Source organism: Rhodococcus sp. GQ147 (assembly GCF_059759155.1).
On the sequence record NZ_JCAXDU010000005.1, the window covers coordinates 207,581 to 226,873 of the forward strand.

Genomic DNA, 19,293 nt, shown 5'->3' on the forward strand with positions numbered 1-19,293 from the left:
GAACGGGGTCGAACTCATCGCGGCCCGTCGTACCATGCCGGAGTGACCCAGCCCGGATACGACGCCCTCGCGGATCTGTACGTCGAGCTGTTTCCCGATCCGTACCTGACTCCGCTCGAACGCCACACCGTCGCCGCCTTCTCCGAGATGGTGTGCCAGAGCCAGGTGCAGGGTGTCGTGCTGGACGTGGGCTGCGGACCCGGATACGTGGCCGCGGATCTCGCCGACCGCGGACTCGACGTGATCGGCCTCGATCCCAGCACCGAGATGCTGCGCATCGCGCGGGGCGCCTACCCCGCCCTGCGATTCGTGCGGGACGACGCGCGACTCGGGTCCGACGAACTCCGCGGAGTGGTTCCGAGCGCGATCATCGCACGGTGCAGCCTCATCCATGTTCCGCCGTCCGAGATCCCCAGGATCCTCGACGCGTGGTCGGAGCGGATTCCGTCCGGCGGCGTGGTGCTCATCGCGGGCCAGACCACCGACACCCCCGGCGAAGTGGTGGAGTTCGATCACGCGGTGGCGCCGGCGTGGCGGTGGCACCCGGATCGTCTCGCCGCGGCCCTGTCCGACGCCGGATTCGACGAGGTGTGGCGGACGGTCGGCCGCCCCGACACCGATCATCGCTTCCCCGACGTCCACCTGGCGGCGCGGCGGCGCTGACGGGTCAGGGCGTGAACTGCATCGATTCGTCGACACGCCCGAGCCGCATGGTGGGCAGGTCGAGGAGATAGTTCTGCCGCATCAACCACGGGCTGCGCGCACCCTGTTTGGGCAGAGCACCTTCCGCGCGGTGGATGTACCCGGCGTCGAGACCGAGCAGCGGGCGGGTACACCCGTCGCCCGAATACCTCGGAACCGCCGAACGGTAACCGTTGCGTCGCATGTACCGCAGCAACCGGCACACGTAGAGGGACGCGAGATCGGCACGCAGGGTCCACGACGCGTTGGTGTAGCCGAGACACATCGCGGCATTGGGCAGGCCGTCGAGCATCATGCCACGGTAGATGAACCGGGCCGAGAGGTCGATCTTCTCCCCGTCGACGACGAACCCGATTCCGCCCGCAGGCACCAGTTGCAGACCCGTCGCGGGGATCAGGATCTCGGCCTCGAGTTCGCGGCCGGACTCGAGGCGGACACTCTTCTCGGTGACGGTGTCGATCCGGTCGGTGACGATCTCGGCCTTCCCGGCGCGCAGGGTGCGGAACAGGTCGGAGTCGGGGACCACGCACAGTCGCTGATCCCACGGGTCGTAGCGCGGTGAGAAGTGGGGATCGACCGGGATCCTGCCGCGTAGGCGACGTTCGGTGAGGGTGCGCAACATGCGTTTCGCGGCCGAGGGGAACCGCTGGCAGAACTGGTAGAAGCCGAGATTGGCTACGACGTTCTTCGTCCGCACTGCGCGGTGGGCCACCCTGTCCGGCAACAGGCGTCGAATCCGCGTCGCGATCGGGTCGCGCGCGGGCAGCGACATCACGTAGGTGGGGGAGCGCTGCAGCATCGTCACGTGCTCGGCCTTCTCCGCCAGGGCGGGCACGAGCGTGACGGCCGTGGCGCCACTGCCGATCACCACGATCCTCTTCCCCTCGTATTCGAGGTTCTCGGGCCAGAACTGCGGATGCACGACCGTGCCCGCGAAGTCCTGCAGACCGGGGATGTCGGGGAGGTAACCCGACTCGTAGCTGTAGTAGCCGCTGCAGAGATAGAGGAAGGAACAGGACATCTCGACGGTTCCGTGCCCGGTCGAGGCACGCACCGTCCACCGGGCGTCCTCCGACGACCAGGATGCATCGATCACCCTGTGGCTGAATCGGATCCGTCGGTCGATGCCGAATTCGGCGGCGGTGTCGCGGATGTACTGCAGGATGTCGGGGCCGTCGGCGATGGACTTCTCGCCCCGCCACGGGCGGAACGGGAAGCCGAGCGTGTACATGTCGCTGTCCGATCGGATCCCCGGATAGCGGAACAGATCCCACGTACCACCGATCGCGTCGCGACTCTCGAGGATGGCGTACCCGAGATCCGGGCACTGTGTCTGCAACCGGTAACCGGCATCGATGCCGGACAATCCGGCTCCCACGATCAGTACGTCGACGTGTTCCACGCGCATCTCCTACCTGTCGGCCCACGCCAGCAGGTCGTCGATCTCCCAGGTGTTGATCACCTGTTCGGGTTCGACACCCCGCTCGACGGCACGTTCGCAACCGTACCCGAGCCAGTCGAGCTGCCCGGGTGCGTGCGCATCGGTGTCGATGGAGAACAGGCAGCCCGTCTCGAGCGCGAGGTCGATGAGACGCGACGGCGGGTCGCGGCGTTCGGGCCGGCAGTTGATCTCGACGGCGGTGTCGTGGTCGCGACATGCGGCGAAGACCTTCTCGGCGTCGAACTTCGACTCGGGACGGTTTCCGCGCCCCCCGGCGACGAGCCGGCCGGTGCAGTGCCCGAGGACGTCGACGTGGGGATTCGCCGCCGCACGCAGCATGCGTTTCGTCATCGCCGACCGGTCGGCCCGCAAGTTCGAGTGCACGCTCGCGACGACGACGTCGAGTTCGGCGAGCAGCCCCTCGTCCTGGTCGAGCGACCCGTCGTCGAGGATATCGACCTCGATACCCGTGAGAATCCTTGAACCACTGTCGTTCTCGTTGATCTCCGCGACGACGGCGAGCTGCGAGCGCAACCGCTCCGCGGTGAGCCCGTTCGCGACCTTCAGGCGAGGGGAGTGGTCGGTGAGGGCGAAGTACTCGTGCCCGATCATCGTCGACGCGACGCGGTGCATCTCGTCGATCGGGCTGCCGCCGTCGGACCAGTTCGAGTGGGTGTGCAGGTCGCCGCGCAGGGACTCGAGCAGGTCGCGGCCGCCGCGCCCGATCGGGTCGGCCTCCTCGCGTAACTGCTCGAGATAGGCGGGCACTTTGTCGAACGACTCCCGGACGACCGTCGCGGTCTTCTTTCCGACGCCCGGTAGATCGGTCCACGAGTCGGTCTTCCGCAGAACCTCCCGCTTGTGGTCGCTCACCTCGGCGAGCACCTCCGCCGCGCGTCGATAGGCCTGCACACGGTAGGTGTCGGCGTGTTCGCGTTCGAGCCAGAAGGCGACTTCGCGGAGTGCGTCGACGGGGTCCACCCCTCCATTGTGGCCGCCGGGCGTCCGTAATCTGGGACGCATGCTCGAATCCGTCCGGTCGTCGTCCCCCCTCGGTGCGGTCTCCGCACTGGTCGTCGGTGCGGTGTCCGCGCTGACACTCGTCTCCGCCCGCGTGGCGTCCGAAGCGAAGGACCTCATGTACGAGGTGGACGGCGCGCCGCCCGCCCCGGTGGTGATCGTGCCGGGCGCGCGGGTGCACGAGGGCCGTCCGATGCGGGTGCTCCGCAGCCGCCTCGACGTCGCGGTCGCGTTGATGGCACGGGGACGGGTGCAAGCCGTGCTCGTCTCGGGCGACGGGGCCGGAACCTCGGGCGACGAGATCGAGGCGATGATCGCGTATCTCGTCGAGCAGGGTGTGAACCGGGAACGGATCGTCGCCGACCCGTACGGTCTCGACACCTACGACACCGCCCGGCGTGCGGTGGCCACCTACGGCGTGCGGCAGGCGCTGATCACGACCCAGGCCTTCCACCTTCCGCGCGCAGTGGCGTTGTGCCGGCGGGCGGGCATCGACATCGCCGGAGTCCGCGCCGCGAACGACGTGCGACTGCGCACGCGGCTGAGGAATCTGGCGCGCGAGTACGTGCTGTCGCGACCCAAGGCGTTCCTCGAACTCCGGTTCCCGCGCGACCCGGCGGTGGAGACCCCTCCGGACGACCGGCTCGCCGAGATCCTGGCCGGTCTCGAGCACGGTGCGGTGGCCGCCCCACCGTCTGCTTCCTAGGCTCGTGATCATGCGCCCCACAGCTCTCGTCACCGGAGGGGGTCGCGGTCTCGGCGCCGCGATCGCCCAGGAACTCGCTCCCACCCACGATCTGCTCCTCGGCGGACGACGTCGCGAGTCGCTCGATGCGATCCTCGAGGAACTGCCCGACGCCACGCCGTGGCCCGTGGACCTGCTCGATCACGTCGCCGTCGCCGCGGCCGCCGCCGACATCGATCGGCTCGACGTGCTCGTCCACAACGCGGGCGTCGCCGAACTGGGCACGATCGCCGACAGCGAGCCCCGGCAGTGGCGCGAGACGTTCGAGGCGAACGTCGTCGCCGTCGTCGCCCTGACGCAGGTGTTGCTACCGGCCCTGCGGACCGCGAACGGCCACGTGGTGCTCATCAACTCGGGGGCGGGTCTGCGCGTTCGCCCCGGGTGGGGTGCCTACGCCGCGAGCAAGTTCGCACTGCGGGCGTTCGGCGACGCGCTGCGCGAGGAGGAACCCGCGCTGCGGGTCACCTCGATCCACCCGGGCCGGATCGACACGGACATGCAGCGCGCGATCGTCGCGTCGGAGGGCCGCGAGTACGACCCGTCGCAGTTCCTCAGCCCCGGCACGGTGGCGCGTGCGGTGCGGCAGGTCGTCGAGGCGCCGGTCGACGCCCACCCCACCGAGGTCGTTCTGCGTCCTCGCTGACGACTCGAAAGAGCTGACGGCTCAGAACGGCAGGGGGATCACGACCGGGGGAGCGCCCGGAATCTGGATCTGGATCTGCGGAGGCGGCGGCGCGGGAGCCCGCGGCGCCGGCGGGGGTGCCGGTGCCGGAGCGGGTTCCGGAGCCGGCGGCGGTGGCGGTGGCGGCGGTTCCGGAGCAGGGGGAGGCGGAGGCGACGGTTCCGGGAGAGGAGGCGGTGGTGGTGCCGCGACTTCCGGCACCGGATCGCGCCGCGGTGCAGGAACGGGTACCTGCAGCGCCTCGGTCTCCGGGCGGGTTTCCTCCGTGGTCTCCGGTGCGGCCGGAGCCATGGTTTTCGGCAGGGCCTCACCGACCGGCACGGGGACCATCGCGCCGGTCGTGATGTCGATGACCTCCAACTCCCGCACGGCAGTCGCGGCGGGCTGGACGACGAACATCCGCTCGGCGTTCAGTCCGGGCCATTTCGGACCTTCGAGTTCGTCGTTTCCGGTGAGCACCGGCGCGGACAGCGGATTGCCGCGCACGCACCGCACGCGCGGAACACCGAGTTCGTCGACGAGGACGATCGTGCCGCGTTCGAGCAGCGACTGCACGGGCCGCGCCGCACCGTCGCGGTACTCGTGCATGGTCACCCGGGTGTCGGCGCGCAACAGGACCGCCGTGAGGGTGTCGGTGTAGCCGCGGATGTCGGGCACGCCGAGGACACCGCGCCACGCTTCGGCCTTGGCGGGATCCTCCTCCAGATGACGGATGAGCCCTTCGCGATCGCACAGGGGCCGGTCGAGACTGCCCCCGTAGAGCGCCGGCCGATCACCGGAAACGGCCGGGGTCCCGGCGGTCGCGGTGACCGGATCACCGCCTTCCTCGACGACTTCGGGGGGAGCTGGCGGCACCGCGACCGGCACCTGCGGCGGCACGAGACGCGGCGTCCACGGGTCGTCCTGCGCGGTGGCGACATGCAGTTGCACGGGCGTCGTCGTCTCGACCGAACTGCCCGACGAGCAGGCACCCGCCACCAGTGCCGTCAGGGCGAGTGCCAGACCGAATCCACGAACCGTGTCGCTGGCCACGCCGTCATGCTAGGTCGATGATCGCCGGTGAAAGTGTTGTTCGGCGGTTCTCGTCGGTATCCGGATCCGGAGAGGAAACGCAGGAGGAGGTTGTTCACCTCGTCGCGACGTTCCATCTGCACGAAATGCCCCGCGCCCTCGAGCAGGTGGACACCGCGCATATCGGGGACGAAGGCACGCATCCGTTCGAGCGCCGACGACCCCGACATCGTGATGACGGGATCCCGGTCGCCGGCCACGAACAGCGTCGGTACCTGCACCTTCGCGCCCTCGTAGGGACGCGACGCCTCCCAGTTCGCGTCGTAGGCGCGATACCAGGACAGACCTCCGCCGAATCCGGTGCGGGCGAACTCGGACGCGTAATGGGCGAGTTCGTCGTCGGTGAGCCAATCCCACGGCAACTCGGGAGCGGTGTGCAGCACGTCGAGATATCCGCGTCTCTCGGACGGATGCGACCATACGTCGCGATAGCGGTATCCGCCGGACCGGCGACGCGGTCCGGATGTCGCAGCGCCGTCGTCCATGCGACGGGCGCACCGAAGTCGTGACCGACGACGACCGCGCTGTCGATCCCGAGGACGTCGAGCAGTCGGACGAGGCGATTGGAAATCGCGACGTTCGTGTACTCCTCGGCCTCCCGGGGCCGGCCGGTTCGGCCGTAGCCGGGCATGTCGGGGGCGACGGCACCGTATCCGGCGTCGACGAGCGGCGCGAACTGGTGCCGGTAGCTATACCCCAGGCCGGGGAAGCCGTGGCACATGACGACCGCGGGTCCGTCGCCCCGATCGTCGATGTTCCACGTGAAACCATCGACCTCGACGATGAGGCTGTCCATCAGGAGGCGGGGACGGTCTGCATGTCCTCCTGGCTCCAGAACGCCCTCATGCTCGTGATCCTCGCGTCGTCGTCGAAGGTCATCACGTCGACGACCTCCATGACCAGATCCTGCTCACCCAGGTGCGTGACCAGGCGGAACACGAAAGCGGCGTTGTTCTCCGCGATCTTGAGGGTTATCACCTCACCGGTCTGCGCGAGCGGTTCGACCACTCCGTAGAACTCGCGGATCTCGGCCTCGGTGGCGCGGACCGGCGTGCCGACCGGATCCTCGACCGTAGCGCCCGGTGCGTACAGCGCGAGGACATCGTCGACGGTGCCGGAGGCCACGGACTTCACGTAGTTCTCGACGGTGGTGCGGATCGCGTCCCGACTCGGTGCCATGGGGTCTCCTTCGTTCGAATCGGGAACACGTTTCAATTCGACGGTAGTGGGCCGGATCCGCGGATGCACTCGCGATTCCCACTCGGAAGACCCCCGCGCCGGAGGACGATGACATCGCCATCACCCGGAACGATCGGAGACCCGATGATCGACGCTGTCGCCTTCACCCTCGACGGACACGCCGGTGCTCTCGCAGCCCGCACGTGGGTCGGCGAGGCCCCGCGCTACGTGGCGTTGTTGTGCCACGGTTACGGCGAGCACTGCGGACGCTACGAGTATGTGGCCGCGCACCTCGTCGCCGACGGCGCCGCCGTCTACGCGGTGGACCACATCGGTCACGGTCTCAGCGACGGCGAACGCGTCCTGATCGACGACTTCGAGAAGGTGGTCGACGATTTCCGTCTGCTCGATCTCACGGCGCGACGCGAGCATCCCGACCTGCCGGTCGTGCTCGTCGGACACTCGATGGGTGGCATGATCGCCGCCCGGTACGCGCAGCGATACGGCTCGGAACTGGCCGCGGTCGTCCTGTCCGGCCCGGTCCTCGGCAGGTGGGCGGCCGTCGACGCCCTGCTCACGGCCGAGGAGATCCCCGATACCCCCATCGATCCGTCCACCCTCTCCCGTGATCCCGAGGTGGGTCGCGCCTACGTGGCCGACCCGCTCGTCTGGCACGGCCCGTTCAAGCGCACCACCGTGCAGGCGCTGAAGACCTGCATCGACACGATCACCGCCGCCGGTGCCGTCGACGACGTGCCCGTGTTGTGGTTGCACGGCGAGGACGATCGACTGGTTCCCCTCGACGGCACCGCCACCGGATGGTCGTCGCTGGCAGGTCGCGGGGCGTCGTCGAAGACCTATCCCGAAGCGCGGCACGAGATCTTCAACGAGACGAATCGGGACGAGGTCCTGGGCGATGTCGTCGACTTCGTCGGCGCGCACATCCACCCTCTCGAGACTCTCGAGGATTGAAGCCGACCGCGTCTGGCTACCCCAAGCCATGGGGGCCGTCCCCTTCGTGTCCCGTACGGAAGGAGATGACCGTGGTCGAAGACAACACATCCGACAGGGCACGCCCTGGTGCATCCGACAGGGCTCGCCCCGGTCCGGCCGACAAGGCACGCCTCGGGTTGAAGCAGACCGTGGTCGGTAAGGCGAAGGAGGTCGCCGGCGCTCTGACCGGCAACGACTCCCTCACCACCGAAGGCCGTCTCGAGCAGGAGCAGGCTCGGCAGACCAGGAAGGCCGACACCCTCTCGCACATGGCCGAGGCCGAGAGCGACGAGGCGGTCGAACAGCTCGACGCCGTCCGCGAGGCCGGACAACAGGAACGCGAGGCCGTGCAGCAGCGGACCGACGCCGTCGAGTCGCAGGCCGAGCGGGAGGCACGGGTCCGCAAACAGGCCGCCGACCTCGAACATCAGGAGAACATCGTCCGAGGGCGATCCGATGCCGCCCGTGAGGCCACAGCCGCCGAACAACAGGCACGTCGCGAGGAGAACGAGCAGGTCACGGATGCCGCCGCAGAGGTCGCGGCCGCCGACGAGGACCACCGACGAGCCTCCCACGACGCCGAACGTGCACGCCTCCAGGCCGAAGAGGAACGCCGCAAGGCCGAAGCCCTCGAACGCACGCTGACCGACGAGCCGGATCGCTGACGAACACCACCGACATTCCCTACCGGAGCTGTACCCCCATCGAAGTTGGAGATGCGCCCATGAACCTCGCCACTCTGCCCAAGAGCGTTCTGCGACTGCAGTACAAGATCGCCCGCTTCCCGCTGGGATTGATCGAGCAGCAGTTGCGGTTCCTGCCCACCGACGCCCCGCCGCGCCTGATGTACGAGCGGGGGCTGGGCATGCTGGACGGCATCGTCGGCAGCGTGCTCGACGACCAGGAGATCGCCACCCGCGGGGCGCTCGCCACCGAACGCGCCGAGGCGGTGAAGCGCGCGGAGAAACTCGACGCGCAGGCCGCAGCCGAGAAGCGCGCGGCAGACGCCGAACTCCGTCGAACGCGTGAACGTGCCGCTGCCCAGCAGGAAGCCGCGCGACGCGACCGCGAGAACGAAGTCGAGCAGGCCCGGGAGCGTGCGCAGGAACGCGCGAAGCAGGCGGAGAAGGAGGCCGAGCAGAAGAAGGCCGCCGAGACCGCGAAGGCCGACCAGGAGGCCGCCGCGAAGCGCCAGGCCGCCGAGACCGCGAAGAAGAAGGACGAGGAGCGCATCCGCAAGGCCGAGCAGGAGGCCGCCGAGCCCGCCAAGGTCTCCCTCAAGGATGCCGTCGCCAAGCAACTCGAGGCGAAGGAAGCGGAGGAGCGCGCGCACGATGCGGGCGAGGTCGCCGAGTTCGAGAAGATCGAACACAAGCACCCCTGATCCCGGTTGTAGTCGACGAGACCCCGGTGCATCCTGTGCACCGGGGTCTCGTCCGTCGTAAGCGGTTGCTACTTCACGACATTGACCATCTTGCCGGGAACCACGATCACCTTGCGCGGTGCGGCACCGCCGAGCAGGTCGGCGATCTTCTCGTCCACGAGCGCGGCGGCCTCGATCGCGTGGGGTGCGGCGTCGGCCGGGACGGTGATGCGGCTGCGCACCTTGCCGTTGACCTGGATCGGGTACTCGACGCTGTCCTCGACGAGCCACTTCTCGTCGGCGACCGGGAACGGGCCGTGCGCAAGCGATTCGGTGTGTCCGAGACGCGACCACATCTCCTCGGCGAGGTGCGGGGCGACCGGGCCGAGCATGAGCACGAGCGGTTCGACGGCGCCGCGCGGCGCACCCGACGGGTACTGCTTCGTCAGGTGGTTCGTGTACTCGATGAGCTTGGCGATCGCCGTGTTGTCGCGCAGGTGGGTGAAGTCGTCCGACACACCCGCGACCGTCTTGTTGAGCGCCCGCAGCGTGTCGTCGCCGGGGGTGTCGTCGGTGACGCGCAGCGCGCCACCCTCCTCCTCGACGACGAGACGCCACACGCGCTGCAGGAAGCGGTGCGCGCCGACGACGTCCTTGGTCGCCCACGGACGCGACTGGTCGAGCGGGCCCATCGACATCTCGTAGACGCGCAGGGTGTCGGCGCCGTACTCGTCGAAGATCTGGTCGGGGCTGACGGAGTTCTTGAGCGACTTGCCCATCTTCCCGTACTCGCGAGCGACCTCCTGCTCACCGTCCGGGCCGGTCCAGTAGAACGTGCCGTCGCGCTCGACGACCTCCTCGGCCGGCACATACACGCCGCGCGAGTCGGTGTAGGCGTAGGCCTGGATGTAACCCTGGTTGAACAGGCGACGGTACGGCTCCGAGGAGGTGACGTACCCGAGGTCGAAGAGCACCTTGTGCCAGAACCGCGCGTACAGCAGGTGCAGCACCGCGTGCTCGACACCGCCGACGTAGAGATCGACGCCACCCGGGTCGTTCGGGCCGTGCAGTTCCGGCCGCGGGCCGGTCCAGTACGCCTCGTTCTCCTTGTCACAGAAGGCTTCCGAGTTGGTGGGGTCGATGTAGCGCAGCTGGTACCACGAGCTGCCGGCCCACTGCGGCATCACGTTGGTGTCGCGCGTGTAGCGCTTCAGGCCGTCGCCGAGATCGAGCTCGACGTTCATCCAATCCACCGCCTTCGCGAGCGGCGGGGACGGTTCGGAATCGGCGTCGTCCGGATCGAAGGAGACCGGCGCGTAATCCTCCACCTCGGGAAGTTCCACGGGCAGAGCGGATTCGGGCAGAGCATGGGCGCGTCCCTGCTCGTCGTAGACGATCGGGAAGGGCTCGCCCCAGTACCGCTGCCGCGCGAACAGCCAGTCGCGCAGCTTGTACTGGATGGTGCCGCGTCCGGCGCCGTCCGCCTCGAGCTTCGCGACGATCGTCTTCTTCGCCTCGGCGACGTCGAGACCGTCGAGCAGGCCGGAGTTCACCAGCACACCGTCGCCGGTGTACGCCTCGGCGGTGACGTCGCCGCCGGAGATGACCTCGCGGATGGGCAGACCGAAGGCGGTCGCGAACTCCCAGTCGCGCTGGTCGTGGCCGGGAACGGCCATGATCGCGCCGGTACCGTAGCCGGTGAGGACGTAGTCGGCGATGAAGATCGGCAGTCGCTCGCCGTTGACCGGGTTCACGGCGTAGGCGCCGAGGAAGACACCGGTCTTCTCCTTCGACTCCTGCCGCTCGAGATCGGACTTCGCGGCGATCGACGCGCGGTAGGCCGCGACCGCGGCAGCCGGATCGGCGGCGCCACCGGTCCAGCGCTGGTCGACGCCCTCGGGCCAGGACGCGGCGACGATCCGGTCGACGAGTTCGTGCTCGGGAGCGAGGGTCACGTAGCTGGCACCGAACAGGGTGTCGGGCCGGGTGGTGAACACCTCGATCGCCGAATCGTGGTCGGCGACGGCGAACTTCACCTGGGCGCCGTGCGAGCGCCCGATCCAGTTGCGCTGCATGGACTTGACCTTGTCGGTCCAGTCCAGATGCTCGAGATCGTCGATCAGGCGGTCGGAGTAGGCGGTGATCCGCATCATCCACTGGCGCAGGTTCTTCCGGAAGACCGGGAAGTTGCCGCGCTCGGAGCGGCCGTCGGCCGTGACCTCCTCGTTGGCGAGCACCGTGCCCAGACCCGGGCACCAGTTGACGAGCGAATCCGACCGGTAGACCAAGCGGTACGAGTCGATGACGTCGGCGCGCTCACCCTCCGACAGCGACGCCCAGTCGCGTCCGTCCTCGAGACGACGCGTGCCGTCGGCGAATTCGGCCTCGAGTTCGGAGATGCGACGCGCCCGGCCGGCCTCGCGGTCGTACCAGGCGTTGTAGATCGTCAGGAAGATCCACTGCGTCCAGCGGTAGAAGTCGACGTCGGTCGTCGCGACCGAGCGACGCTCGTCGTGCCCGAGACCGAGCCGGGAGAGCTGCCGCTTCATGTTCCCGATGTTGGCCTCGGTGGTCGTGCGCGGGTGCGTGCCCGTCTGCACGGCGTACTGCTCGGCCGGCAGACCGAAGGCGTCGTAGCCGAGGGTGTGCAGCACGTTGCGGCCCTGCATGCGGTTGAAGCGCGCATACACGTCGGTGGCGATGTACCCGAGCGGGTGCCCCACGTGCAGGCCCGAGCCCGAGGGGTACGGGAACATGTCCTGCACGAACAGCTTGTCGGAGGGCACCTCGCCGGCGAGATCGCCCACCGGATTGGGGGCGTGGAAGGTGCCGCGCTCGCGCCAGAGCTCCTGCCAGCGCTGCTCGATCCGCCCCGCGAGCTCGGCGGTGTACCGATGCTGCGGAGTGCTGCCGGGTTCGTGCTGGGAGGTCTGTTCGGGACGGGTCACGGTGATCACTATCTACTCGGCCGGGCGTGTGAGTGCTCCCACCAGGGTAGAACGTGCCCGCACCCGCGCAGACCGGTGGCACCACCGGCCGCGTATCCTGGTCGGGTGTTCATCGTCGCTGTCCTGCTCTTCGTGCTCGCTCTCGTCGTCGGCGCGGTGGGTGTCGCGGCACTGACCGGCAAGCTCCCGCGCAACCGCTGGGCCGGTGTGCGCACCCCCGACGCGCTGCGTGACGACGAGGCGTTCGCCCTGGCCAACAAGGTTGCCGCACCCAGCATGCTCGGGTCCGCGGTGCTCCTCGCCCTCGGTGGTGTCGCGTCGCTGACGCTGCCCACCGTCGCCGGGATCATCGCAGTCGTCGTCACCGTGGTGGCCGCCCTGATCACCGCCGGAGCCGGCGGATCCGTCGCAGCGCGGGTCGCTGCGGCGACGAAGCCGGAGGAGACAGCCGGCTGCGGTACCTCGTGCGGGGCGTGCAGCCTGCGCGGGGCGTGCGAGCCGACCGCCTGACGGTCCTCCCACCGGCAGTCCTCACGCCCAGCGGCGCTCCCGTGCGTAGCGCGGTGTCCACCAGAACCGGTTGAGCACCCGCACCGGTACCGGGAGACTCTTCAGCACGACGGCCACGCGGTCCTTCGGTGCTCCATCGAAGAGGTAGGGCAGCATTTCGGAGACCTCGCGCTTGTCCAGTTGCGCGAACGCCCGCATCGAGATGTCGTGCCATTCCTCCTTGGTGATGGATTGTTCGATCAGCGGGAAGGCGTCCCGTTCCTCGTGCGCGAGGTGAGCACCCAGCGACGTGACGAGACCGTCGAGCAGACCGCCGAGCCGCTCGGTCGCCGTCTCCCGGTCGTCGAGCACAGCCTCGATCTCCGCCAACGCCGGGTCGATCACGGAATGTTCGGCCTCCATCGCATCGAGCACCTCCATCGCCCCCGCATCGTGTGCGAGGCGTGGCCGCATGAACGGCCAGACGTAGACGTCCTCGACGGAGTGGTGCGTGTGCAGTTCGGTGCTGAATCCGTGCCAGCCGAGGAGCAGCGCATCGTGCGTGCCGGGATCGGCGGTCCGCCACTTCTGCGCGAAGTCGGCGAGACGTTCGGTGTCCCGGCGTAGAGCGGAGTGGATCAGATGCACGACCTCCAGATCCTCGGCGGACAACGGCGTGGCGTGAGTGGTGGTCATGGCGGGTACCTCGACTTCCGTATGAATGTCCCCGTGTCCATGGAGCCTCGTCGCCGCGTGAGGTGTTCTCAATCCCACATTCGAGGGGGATACTTCGGGATATGCGCTCTGCACAGCGGTTGAGGGCAGGCATCCACGACGCAGCATCCGCGGCTGCGGACGGGGCGCAGTTTCGCGAGTTCGTGATGGATGTGCTCGGCGCTTTCATTCCGTACGACGGTGGTTGTGTCGCACCCGTGGACCCGGCCGTCGGGGTTCCCACCGGCTTCACCACCCGCGGCCTCGACGACCCAGCCGAGGTACTCCGATTGTCGATCGAGTTCGAGTACGGTCCGGACCTCGATCCGGACAGCCTCTACGCGCTCATGCAGCACCGGTCCGGAGTGCGGCGGATCGAAGAACCCTCCGGCCGCGGACCGGGATACGGCAACAGGCGGTATCTCGAACTCGTGTCGCATCTGGGCATGAGACACGAAGTGCAGCTGGTCTTCCGGGACGGAGACCGTCGGTGCTGGGGTGTCGGTGATCTGCTCCGCGCGTCGGGCCGAGGTTTCTCCGACGCCGAACTCACGATGCTCGACGACGTTCTCGACGACATCGCGAACGGATTCCGCACCACGTTGATCCGGCACGCATCCGCACGAACACGGAACACGGTCGTCGAGGGCACCGCCTGCGAATGCTCGGGTCCGGCCGTGGTGGTAATCGGGGCGGACGACGAATTCGATTCCGTCACTGCCGCAGCGATGATCTTCTTCGAACGCCTCGGCTGGGAGAGTCCCGCTCGGGGGCGCCCCGGACCGGCGCATGTGATCGCCCGTCAGGTCCGTAGAACACGACCCGTGCCCGCGGATGTGCGTGTCCGCACCCTCGACGGCGAATGGCTCGTACTGCGCGCCGCGATCTTCGACGAGACCGGCCGCGTCGTCATGACCTTCGAGCGGGCACGCCTGCCCGAGGTCGTCGCCCTGGTCACCGCCGCCTACGGTCTGACGCCACGCGAATCGGAGGTACTCGTCGAAGTGCTCGCCGGACGGTCTCGCAACGAGATCGCGAGTCGGTTGTTCATCAGCCCGTACACCGTGCAGGACCACCTGAAGAACATCTTCACCAAGACCGGTGTGAACAGCCGGCGCAGCCTCGTCTCGCGACTCGCGTGTACCGAGTACATGCCCCGGTTCGGTGGCGACCTGCGACCCGACGGATGGTTCGACGAGAGCGGAACGAGGACGGCGCCGGTGGAGGCCCGTACCCTAGGCTGACCCCCATGACGACGCGTCAGGTCGACCCCGTCGGTGCGCTGCTCGGACTGGCCGTTCCGTTGCTGTGTGCCGTGGCCGTACTCGTGCTCACCCGCTCGTGGATCCCACGATTGCCCGAGGAGATCGCCACGCACTGGTCGGGCACGACACCCGATTCGTTCGGGTCACCGATGACCTCGGCGTGGACCGCCGCCCTGCTGATCGTGCTCGTCGGGGGAGGGTGCTGCGCGATCGCCGCGATCGCGCAGGCGCAACTGCTCATGCGTCGCTACATGCTCGCGATCGGTCTCGGGGTCACCGGCACGATCACCGCACTGTTCCTGGCCGGTCTCGCGGGGCAGCTCGACACGACCGACGCCACGCAGGCCGCGTTGGAGGGCTGGCCGGCGGTGCTCGGCATGTGGGTGGGTATCGCGGTGGGCTGGTTCGGGGGACGGCTCCTGCGCGACGGTCGGGAGCGGAAGGCGGCGACCGCCGCTCCGGATCCGGCGCTGCCGCGCGGTCGTGCCGAACTGCCGATCGTCGAGCAGGTGGGCACCGGTGTGGGCACGACGGCGGGACTGTCGCTGCTCGTCCTGATCCCCGCGCTCGTCGTGTGCGGTGCGACGCAGAGCTGGTGGCCGCTGGGTTTGATCGCGCCCGTCGCTCTGCTCGTGCTGGGTCTGCTCCGCTACACCGTGGTGGTCGACGCGGACGGGATCCGGGTGTCGAATCTGGCCACCGACGCGCTCGGATACGACCTCGACGAGATCGTCGGGGCGAAGGTCACCGAGACCCGCCCGTTCCAGGACTGGGGCGGCTGGGGCCTGCGGGCCGAGGGCGGCAAGCGGTACGGCCTGGTCACGCGCACCGGGCCTGCCGTCGTGGTGACCACGGCCTCGGGACACGAATTCACCGTGACCGCAACGAGGGCCGAGGAGATGGCCGGCGCGCTCAACACTCTCGCCGACGCCCGCTGACCGGTCCCGGTCGCCCGAGGGGGCTCAGTTGCGCTCGACCTCGATGGGGTGCGTCGCGAGCAACGCCATCGGCAGCGGCTGCCGGCGCAGCACCCTCGCCCACACGTCGAGGTGCGCGGGGGCGAGCACATCGGTGGGCAGTGCCGAGACCACCATCCAGTCGTCGTTGCGTAGTTCGCCGTCGAGCTGACCTGCGCTCCACCCCGCGTATCCCGCGAAGATCCGCACACCCTCGACGTAGTGGGCGATGTGCCCGGGGTCGACATCGAGGTCGATCATCACCACTCGGCCGTCGACGTGGCGGATGCCGGGGACGTCGGTGATGTCGGCCCCCACCCGCAGCGTGCCGAGGCACAGCGCCGAACTGCGGTGGACGGGACCGCCTACGAACAGGGTCTTCGGTTCGGCGGCGAGCCACGACCATTGCGGCAGCATGGCGTCGACGGAGGTGTCGCTGATGCGGTTCAGGACGACACCGAAGCTGCCTGCATCGGTGTGCTCGATGATGTAGACGACGGTGCGGCGGAAGGTCGGCTCGGTGAGATCGGTGGCGGAGACGAGCAGGCTTCCGGCCCGCACCCTGGGTGTCGAGGGTGCGGTGCGGTCCTCGGGTTCGTCCTGATGCTGCGCCACGTCAGCCATTCTGTCACCGCCGTCACCGGCGCGTGGGGTGGAACCCGACGGTCTGTGCCAACAGGGCGAGATGATGTTCGAACAGGACCTCGCGGTCCGGAAAAGTGTCGGGGCCGTACTGCCCGAAGACCTCGAAGCTCACGGACCCGAACAACGACGGCCACACCCAGAGACCGCGTGCCAGTACGGAATCCGGGGCCGTGAGGGAGAACTCGTCCCGGATCCGGCCCAGCGGTTCCCCCAGGCTCTCCGGAGGTGGGGCAGCGGCCGTGTCGTCCAATACACCCGCGGCGTGGGCCTCGTCCACGATCCGGGCCAGTCGCAGGACCACGCGGATACCGGGTGCGGTGGTGCGCTCGGCCGGGGCAGCGTAACCGGGCACCGGACTGCCGAACAGCAACCCGTAGCGGGCCGGTTCGGCCAGCGCCCACGAGCGCACCGCCCGGCCGAGGGCGAGAAACCGTTCGCGGTGATCGGAGGGGTCGACTGCGTCGACGGCACGGTCGACACTGTCGCCGAGTTCGTCGTAGGCGTCGACGACGAGCAGGGTGAGCAGCTCGTCGCGGCTCGAGACGTAGCGGTAGACGGCGGAGGAGACGACGCCCAGGTCTCGGGCGACGGCACGCAGCGACAGCGCCGCCGCTCCGTGGGTGCCGAGATGCTCGCGGCCGATCCGGAGGATGTCGGCCATCGTCTGTGCGCGTGCGCGCGCCCGTGGTGTCGTCACCGGACCATTCTGCCGTCGAACAGAGAGCACCGTCAACAAATGAGAGCACTGCTCTTGACAAGCACGGCTGCACGGAGGATCGTCGGCGGCATCAGAGAGCAGTGCTCACACTTTTCCGAAGCGAGGAATCATGTCGCATCTCCAGGTGGTCGCAGGAGCCGGACCCGTCGGCTGGACCGTCGCCGAACAGATTGCCGCACAAGGACATCGCGTGCGCGTTCTCACCCGATCGGGCAGTGGACCGGAAGGCGCGGGCATCGAACGCCTGCGTGTCGACGTCACGGATCCCGAGGCCGCGGCCGCAGCACTCGTCGACGAAGACGGACTTGTTGCCGACGCGGTGTACATGTGCGTCCACGGGTCGGCCTACCGCGCCGACGTGTGGGCACGCGAACTCCCCGTCGCCGAGCGGGTCGTTCTCGACGCCGCCGCGAACCTGTCGGAGAAGACGGTCGTCGTCTTCCCCGAGAGCCTCTACTCGTACAGCGAACCCGACCGGGTCATGACCGAGGACTCGCCCCGCGAGGCCGACACCGGCAAGCGCGGTGTCCGACGGCAGCTCCTCGCCGCCCGGGCAGCGCATCGCGCACCGACGGTGAGCGTGGTCGCGTCGGACTTCTTCGGTCCGCGGGTACTGAACGCGATGGCCGGCGCACGCATGGTGCCCACCGTGCTCGCCGGGAAGAAGGTGCGGGTGCTCGGCTCGGCCGACGTCCCGCATTCGTTCACCTACGTTCCCGACCTGGCCGCGGCGATGATCGCGGCAGCGGGGGAGCCGACCGTGTGGAACACCGTGATCCACGCACCCACCGGACCGGCCGTGGCACAGCGCGAGATCGCCACCGCCTTCACGCGGACGGCCGGCCTGCCCGCGCCCGCGGTGGGGACGATCCCGTCCTGGCTGGTGCGGGCCGGCGGCCACGTGAACCGGGACATGAAGGAACTCGCCGAGATGCTCTACCAGTTCGATGCCCCGTTCGTCATGGACTCGACCCGCACCGAACAGGTACTCGGCCTGTCGCCCACCCCGCTCGACGAGGCGGCCGCCCGCACCGTCGAATGGTGGCGGAGCCGATAGTGTCGTGCTTGTGCGAGACTCCGGGCGGCAGTCCAGGCAGCGGGCGTGGCGATCGACCGCAACCGCCCTGCGGAACTCGCCGGGTCTCGTACGACTGACCGGAGTGCGGTTCGCGAGCCAGTTCGGTGACGGACTGTTCCAGGCCGCACTCGGCGGGGCGATCCTGTTCAACCCCGAACGTCACACCGACCCGGTGACGATCGCGGCAGGCTTCGCGGTGCTGCTGTTGCCGTACTCGGTGATCGGTCCGTTCGCCGGCGCCCTGCTCGACCGGTGGGACCGGCGCCTCGTCCTCGTCTGGGCCAACCTGCTCCGCGGAGTGTTCATCGCGGCAGCGGCGGCCGTGTTGCTCCTCGGGGGACCGCAGACCCCACTCATGCTGCTCGCGCTCGCCGCCATCGGTGTGAGCAGATTCGTCCTGGCGGGCGTCTCGGCCTCGCTCCCACACGTGGTCGCCCAGTCGTGGCTCGTCCCGGTCAATTCCGTTCTGGCAACGGTCGGTTCGGGTGTCTCGGCGGTCGGGGCCGCCACGGCGGTCGCGACCATAGGATTCGTGGGCGCGGGCGACACTGGCTCCGGGACGGCCGTCCTCCTCGGAGTGAGCGGTTCGCTCGTCGGTGCGGTCGCCGCAGCGGGATTCGCCGCGAATGCCCTCGGCCCCGAGGGAATACGTCCCCGTGCCGTGATCCCCACCGTCCTGTCAGGTCTGCGGACCGGTGCAGGGGCCGTCCTCGAAGCTCCTGGCGTGACGATCGCGATGCTCGGAATCGGCGTGCACCGCATCGTGTTCGGCATCGACACGCTCATCATGGTGCTCGTCCTGCGTGCCGAGGAGAATGGCTCCGACCTGCTCGCGGGATTCTCCGGATTCGGTGTCGCGGTCGCCTGCACCGCCACCGGCATGCTCCTCGCAGCGGTGCTCGCACCGATCCTGATCCCGCGGCTGGGCCGGCCGCGCACCGTCACAGTCGGGTTGATCGCCGCCGCGATCGTGCAGTTCGCGTTCGTCACCACCGTGTCGGCCGGACCGTTGCTCGTCGCGGCCTTCCTGCTCGGCCTCGCCGGTCAGACCATCAAACTCACCGGCGACGCCGCGATGCAGATCGATATCGACGACGCGCGCCGAGGTCAGGTCTTCGCGCTGCAGGACACCGTCTTCAACATCGCCTTCCTCGGCGCGATCGTCGTGGCGGCCTTCGTCATCGACCCCGACGGGCGCACACCCGAGCTGGCCGTCGCAGGTGGGGTCGTCTACCTGATCGGGCTCGTCGCCGTGTTCGTCGTGCGCCGCACGCGGCAGTAGCG

19 protein-coding genes and 1 pseudogene are annotated in these 19,293 nt (G+C 68.8%); 11 read left to right on the top strand and 9 right to left on the bottom strand.

The window, feature by feature from the left end:
• The first annotated feature begins 42 nt into the window (after positions 1 to 42).
• Positions 43 to 663 (top strand): class I SAM-dependent methyltransferase, encoded by a 621-nt coding sequence (locus tag AC6CID_RS08565; protein WP_498353831.1) that lies wholly within the window; start codon positions 43 to 45, stop codon positions 661 to 663.
• Positions 664 to 667: 4 nt separating this feature from the next.
• Here the strand turns inward: AC6CID_RS08565 and AC6CID_RS08570 are convergent, their stop codons facing one another.
• Positions 668 to 2,110: a flavin-containing monooxygenase gene (locus tag AC6CID_RS08570; protein WP_498353832.1), complete on the bottom strand. Its 1,443-nt coding sequence runs from the start codon at positions 2,108 to 2,110 to the stop codon at positions 668 to 670.
• Positions 2,111 to 2,113: 3 nt separating this feature from the next.
• Entirely contained in the window at positions 2,114 to 3,124 is a 1,011-nt protein-coding gene (locus AC6CID_RS08575; RefSeq protein WP_019290504.1) for a PHP domain-containing protein, read from the bottom strand.
• A gap of 40 nt (positions 3,125 to 3,164) precedes the next feature.
• Here AC6CID_RS08575 and AC6CID_RS08580 point away from each other — a divergent pair, with 40 nt between their 5' ends.
• Together AC6CID_RS08580 and AC6CID_RS08585 are read left to right on the top strand one after the other, a co-directional pair.
• The gene (locus tag AC6CID_RS08580; protein WP_006550869.1) at positions 3,165 to 3,869 is read left to right on the top strand and encodes a SanA/YdcF family protein; all 705 of its coding nucleotides are present in this window, start codon (positions 3,165 to 3,167) and stop codon (positions 3,867 to 3,869) included.
• 10 nt (positions 3,870 to 3,879) lie between these two features.
• Positions 3,880 to 4,551, top strand: coding sequence for an SDR family oxidoreductase (locus AC6CID_RS08585; RefSeq protein WP_037217432.1), 672 nt, complete (start codon positions 3,880 to 3,882; stop codon positions 4,549 to 4,551).
• A gap of 21 nt (positions 4,552 to 4,572) precedes the next feature.
• Here AC6CID_RS08585 and AC6CID_RS08590 read toward each other — a convergent pair whose 3' ends face one another.
• From AC6CID_RS08590 to AC6CID_RS08600, 3 genes and pseudogenes are all read right to left on the bottom strand, one after another.
• Positions 4,573 to 5,622 carry a DUF6777 domain-containing protein gene (locus AC6CID_RS08590; protein ID WP_498353833.1) on the bottom strand — a complete coding sequence of 350 codons (1,050 nt, stop codon included), beginning with the start codon at positions 5,620 to 5,622 and terminating at the stop codon, positions 4,573 to 4,575.
• A pseudogene (locus AC6CID_RS08595) lies at positions 5,577 to 6,457 on the bottom strand (alpha/beta fold hydrolase). Before AC6CID_RS08595 ends, AC6CID_RS08590 begins: the two are co-directional and overlap by 46 nt.
• Positions 6,457 to 6,840 (bottom strand): nuclear transport factor 2 family protein, encoded by a 384-nt coding sequence (locus AC6CID_RS08600; RefSeq protein ID WP_006550872.1) that lies wholly within the window; start codon positions 6,838 to 6,840, stop codon positions 6,457 to 6,459. Before AC6CID_RS08600 ends, AC6CID_RS08595 begins: the two are co-directional and overlap by 1 nt.
• 144 nt (positions 6,841 to 6,984) lie before the next feature.
• On the opposite strand from AC6CID_RS08600, the gene AC6CID_RS08605 reads away from it, so the two are divergent.
• From AC6CID_RS08605 to AC6CID_RS08615, 3 genes are all read left to right on the top strand, one after another.
• On the top strand, positions 6,985 to 7,812 hold the full coding sequence (locus tag AC6CID_RS08605) for an alpha/beta hydrolase (RefSeq protein ID WP_019290501.1): 828 nt from the start codon (positions 6,985 to 6,987) through the stop codon (positions 7,810 to 7,812).
• 65 nt (positions 7,813 to 7,877) lie between these two features.
• Positions 7,878 to 8,498 (top strand): general stress protein CsbD, encoded by a 621-nt coding sequence (locus AC6CID_RS08610; RefSeq protein WP_033098059.1) that lies wholly within the window; start codon positions 7,878 to 7,880, stop codon positions 8,496 to 8,498.
• A 59-nt stretch (positions 8,499 to 8,557) separates the two neighbouring features.
• Positions 8,558 to 9,217, top strand: coding sequence for a hypothetical protein (locus AC6CID_RS08615; protein WP_019290499.1), 660 nt, complete (start codon positions 8,558 to 8,560; stop codon positions 9,215 to 9,217).
• 68 nt (positions 9,218 to 9,285) lie between these two features.
• Here the strand turns inward: AC6CID_RS08615 and leuS are convergent, their stop codons facing one another.
• Entirely contained in the window at positions 9,286 to 12,153 is a 2,868-nt protein-coding gene (gene leuS / locus AC6CID_RS08620; protein WP_064061394.1) for a leucine--tRNA ligase, read from the bottom strand.
• 96 nt (positions 12,154 to 12,249) lie between these two features.
• Here leuS and AC6CID_RS08625 point away from each other — a divergent pair, with 96 nt between their 5' ends.
• Entirely contained in the window at positions 12,250 to 12,654 is a 405-nt protein-coding gene (locus AC6CID_RS08625; RefSeq protein ID WP_498353834.1) for an SdpI family protein, read from the top strand.
• A gap of 21 nt (positions 12,655 to 12,675) precedes the next feature.
• Here AC6CID_RS08625 and AC6CID_RS08630 read toward each other — a convergent pair whose 3' ends face one another.
• Entirely contained in the window at positions 12,676 to 13,329 is a 654-nt protein-coding gene (locus AC6CID_RS08630) for a hemerythrin domain-containing protein (RefSeq protein WP_033098061.1), read from the bottom strand.
• A 101-nt stretch (positions 13,330 to 13,430) separates the two neighbouring features.
• Here AC6CID_RS08630 and AC6CID_RS08635 point away from each other — a divergent pair, with 101 nt between their 5' ends.
• Positions 13,431 to 14,591, top strand: a complete 1,161-nt coding sequence (locus tag AC6CID_RS08635) for a helix-turn-helix transcriptional regulator (RefSeq protein WP_037217368.1) — start codon at positions 13,431 to 13,433, stop codon at positions 14,589 to 14,591.
• Positions 14,592 to 14,596: 5 nt separating this feature from the next.
• Positions 14,597 to 15,550 (top strand): DUF1648 domain-containing protein, encoded by a 954-nt coding sequence (locus AC6CID_RS08640; RefSeq protein ID WP_006550880.1) that lies wholly within the window; start codon positions 14,597 to 14,599, stop codon positions 15,548 to 15,550.
• Positions 15,551 to 15,574: 24 nt separating this feature from the next.
• Here the strand turns inward: AC6CID_RS08640 and AC6CID_RS08645 are convergent, their stop codons facing one another.
• Both AC6CID_RS08645 and AC6CID_RS08650 read right to left on the bottom strand, forming a co-directional pair.
• The gene (locus AC6CID_RS08645; RefSeq protein WP_019290494.1) at positions 15,575 to 16,192 is read right to left on the bottom strand and encodes a YqgE/AlgH family protein; all 618 of its coding nucleotides are present in this window, start codon (positions 16,190 to 16,192) and stop codon (positions 15,575 to 15,577) included.
• A gap of 13 nt (positions 16,193 to 16,205) precedes the next feature.
• The gene (locus tag AC6CID_RS08650) at positions 16,206 to 16,874 is read right to left on the bottom strand and encodes a TetR/AcrR family transcriptional regulator (RefSeq protein WP_039584422.1); all 669 of its coding nucleotides are present in this window, start codon (positions 16,872 to 16,874) and stop codon (positions 16,206 to 16,208) included.
• Between the two features lie 166 nt (positions 16,875 to 17,040).
• On the opposite strand from AC6CID_RS08650, the gene AC6CID_RS08655 reads away from it, so the two are divergent.
• Positions 17,041 to 17,988: an NAD-dependent epimerase/dehydratase family protein gene (locus AC6CID_RS08655; protein ID WP_006550883.1), complete on the top strand. Its 948-nt coding sequence runs from the start codon at positions 17,041 to 17,043 to the stop codon at positions 17,986 to 17,988.
• A gap of 10 nt (positions 17,989 to 17,998) precedes the next feature.
• The gene (locus tag AC6CID_RS08660; protein ID WP_498353835.1) at positions 17,999 to 19,291 is read left to right on the top strand and encodes an MFS transporter; all 1,293 of its coding nucleotides are present in this window, start codon (positions 17,999 to 18,001) and stop codon (positions 19,289 to 19,291) included.
• The last annotated feature ends 2 nt before the right edge of the window (positions 19,292 to 19,293 follow it).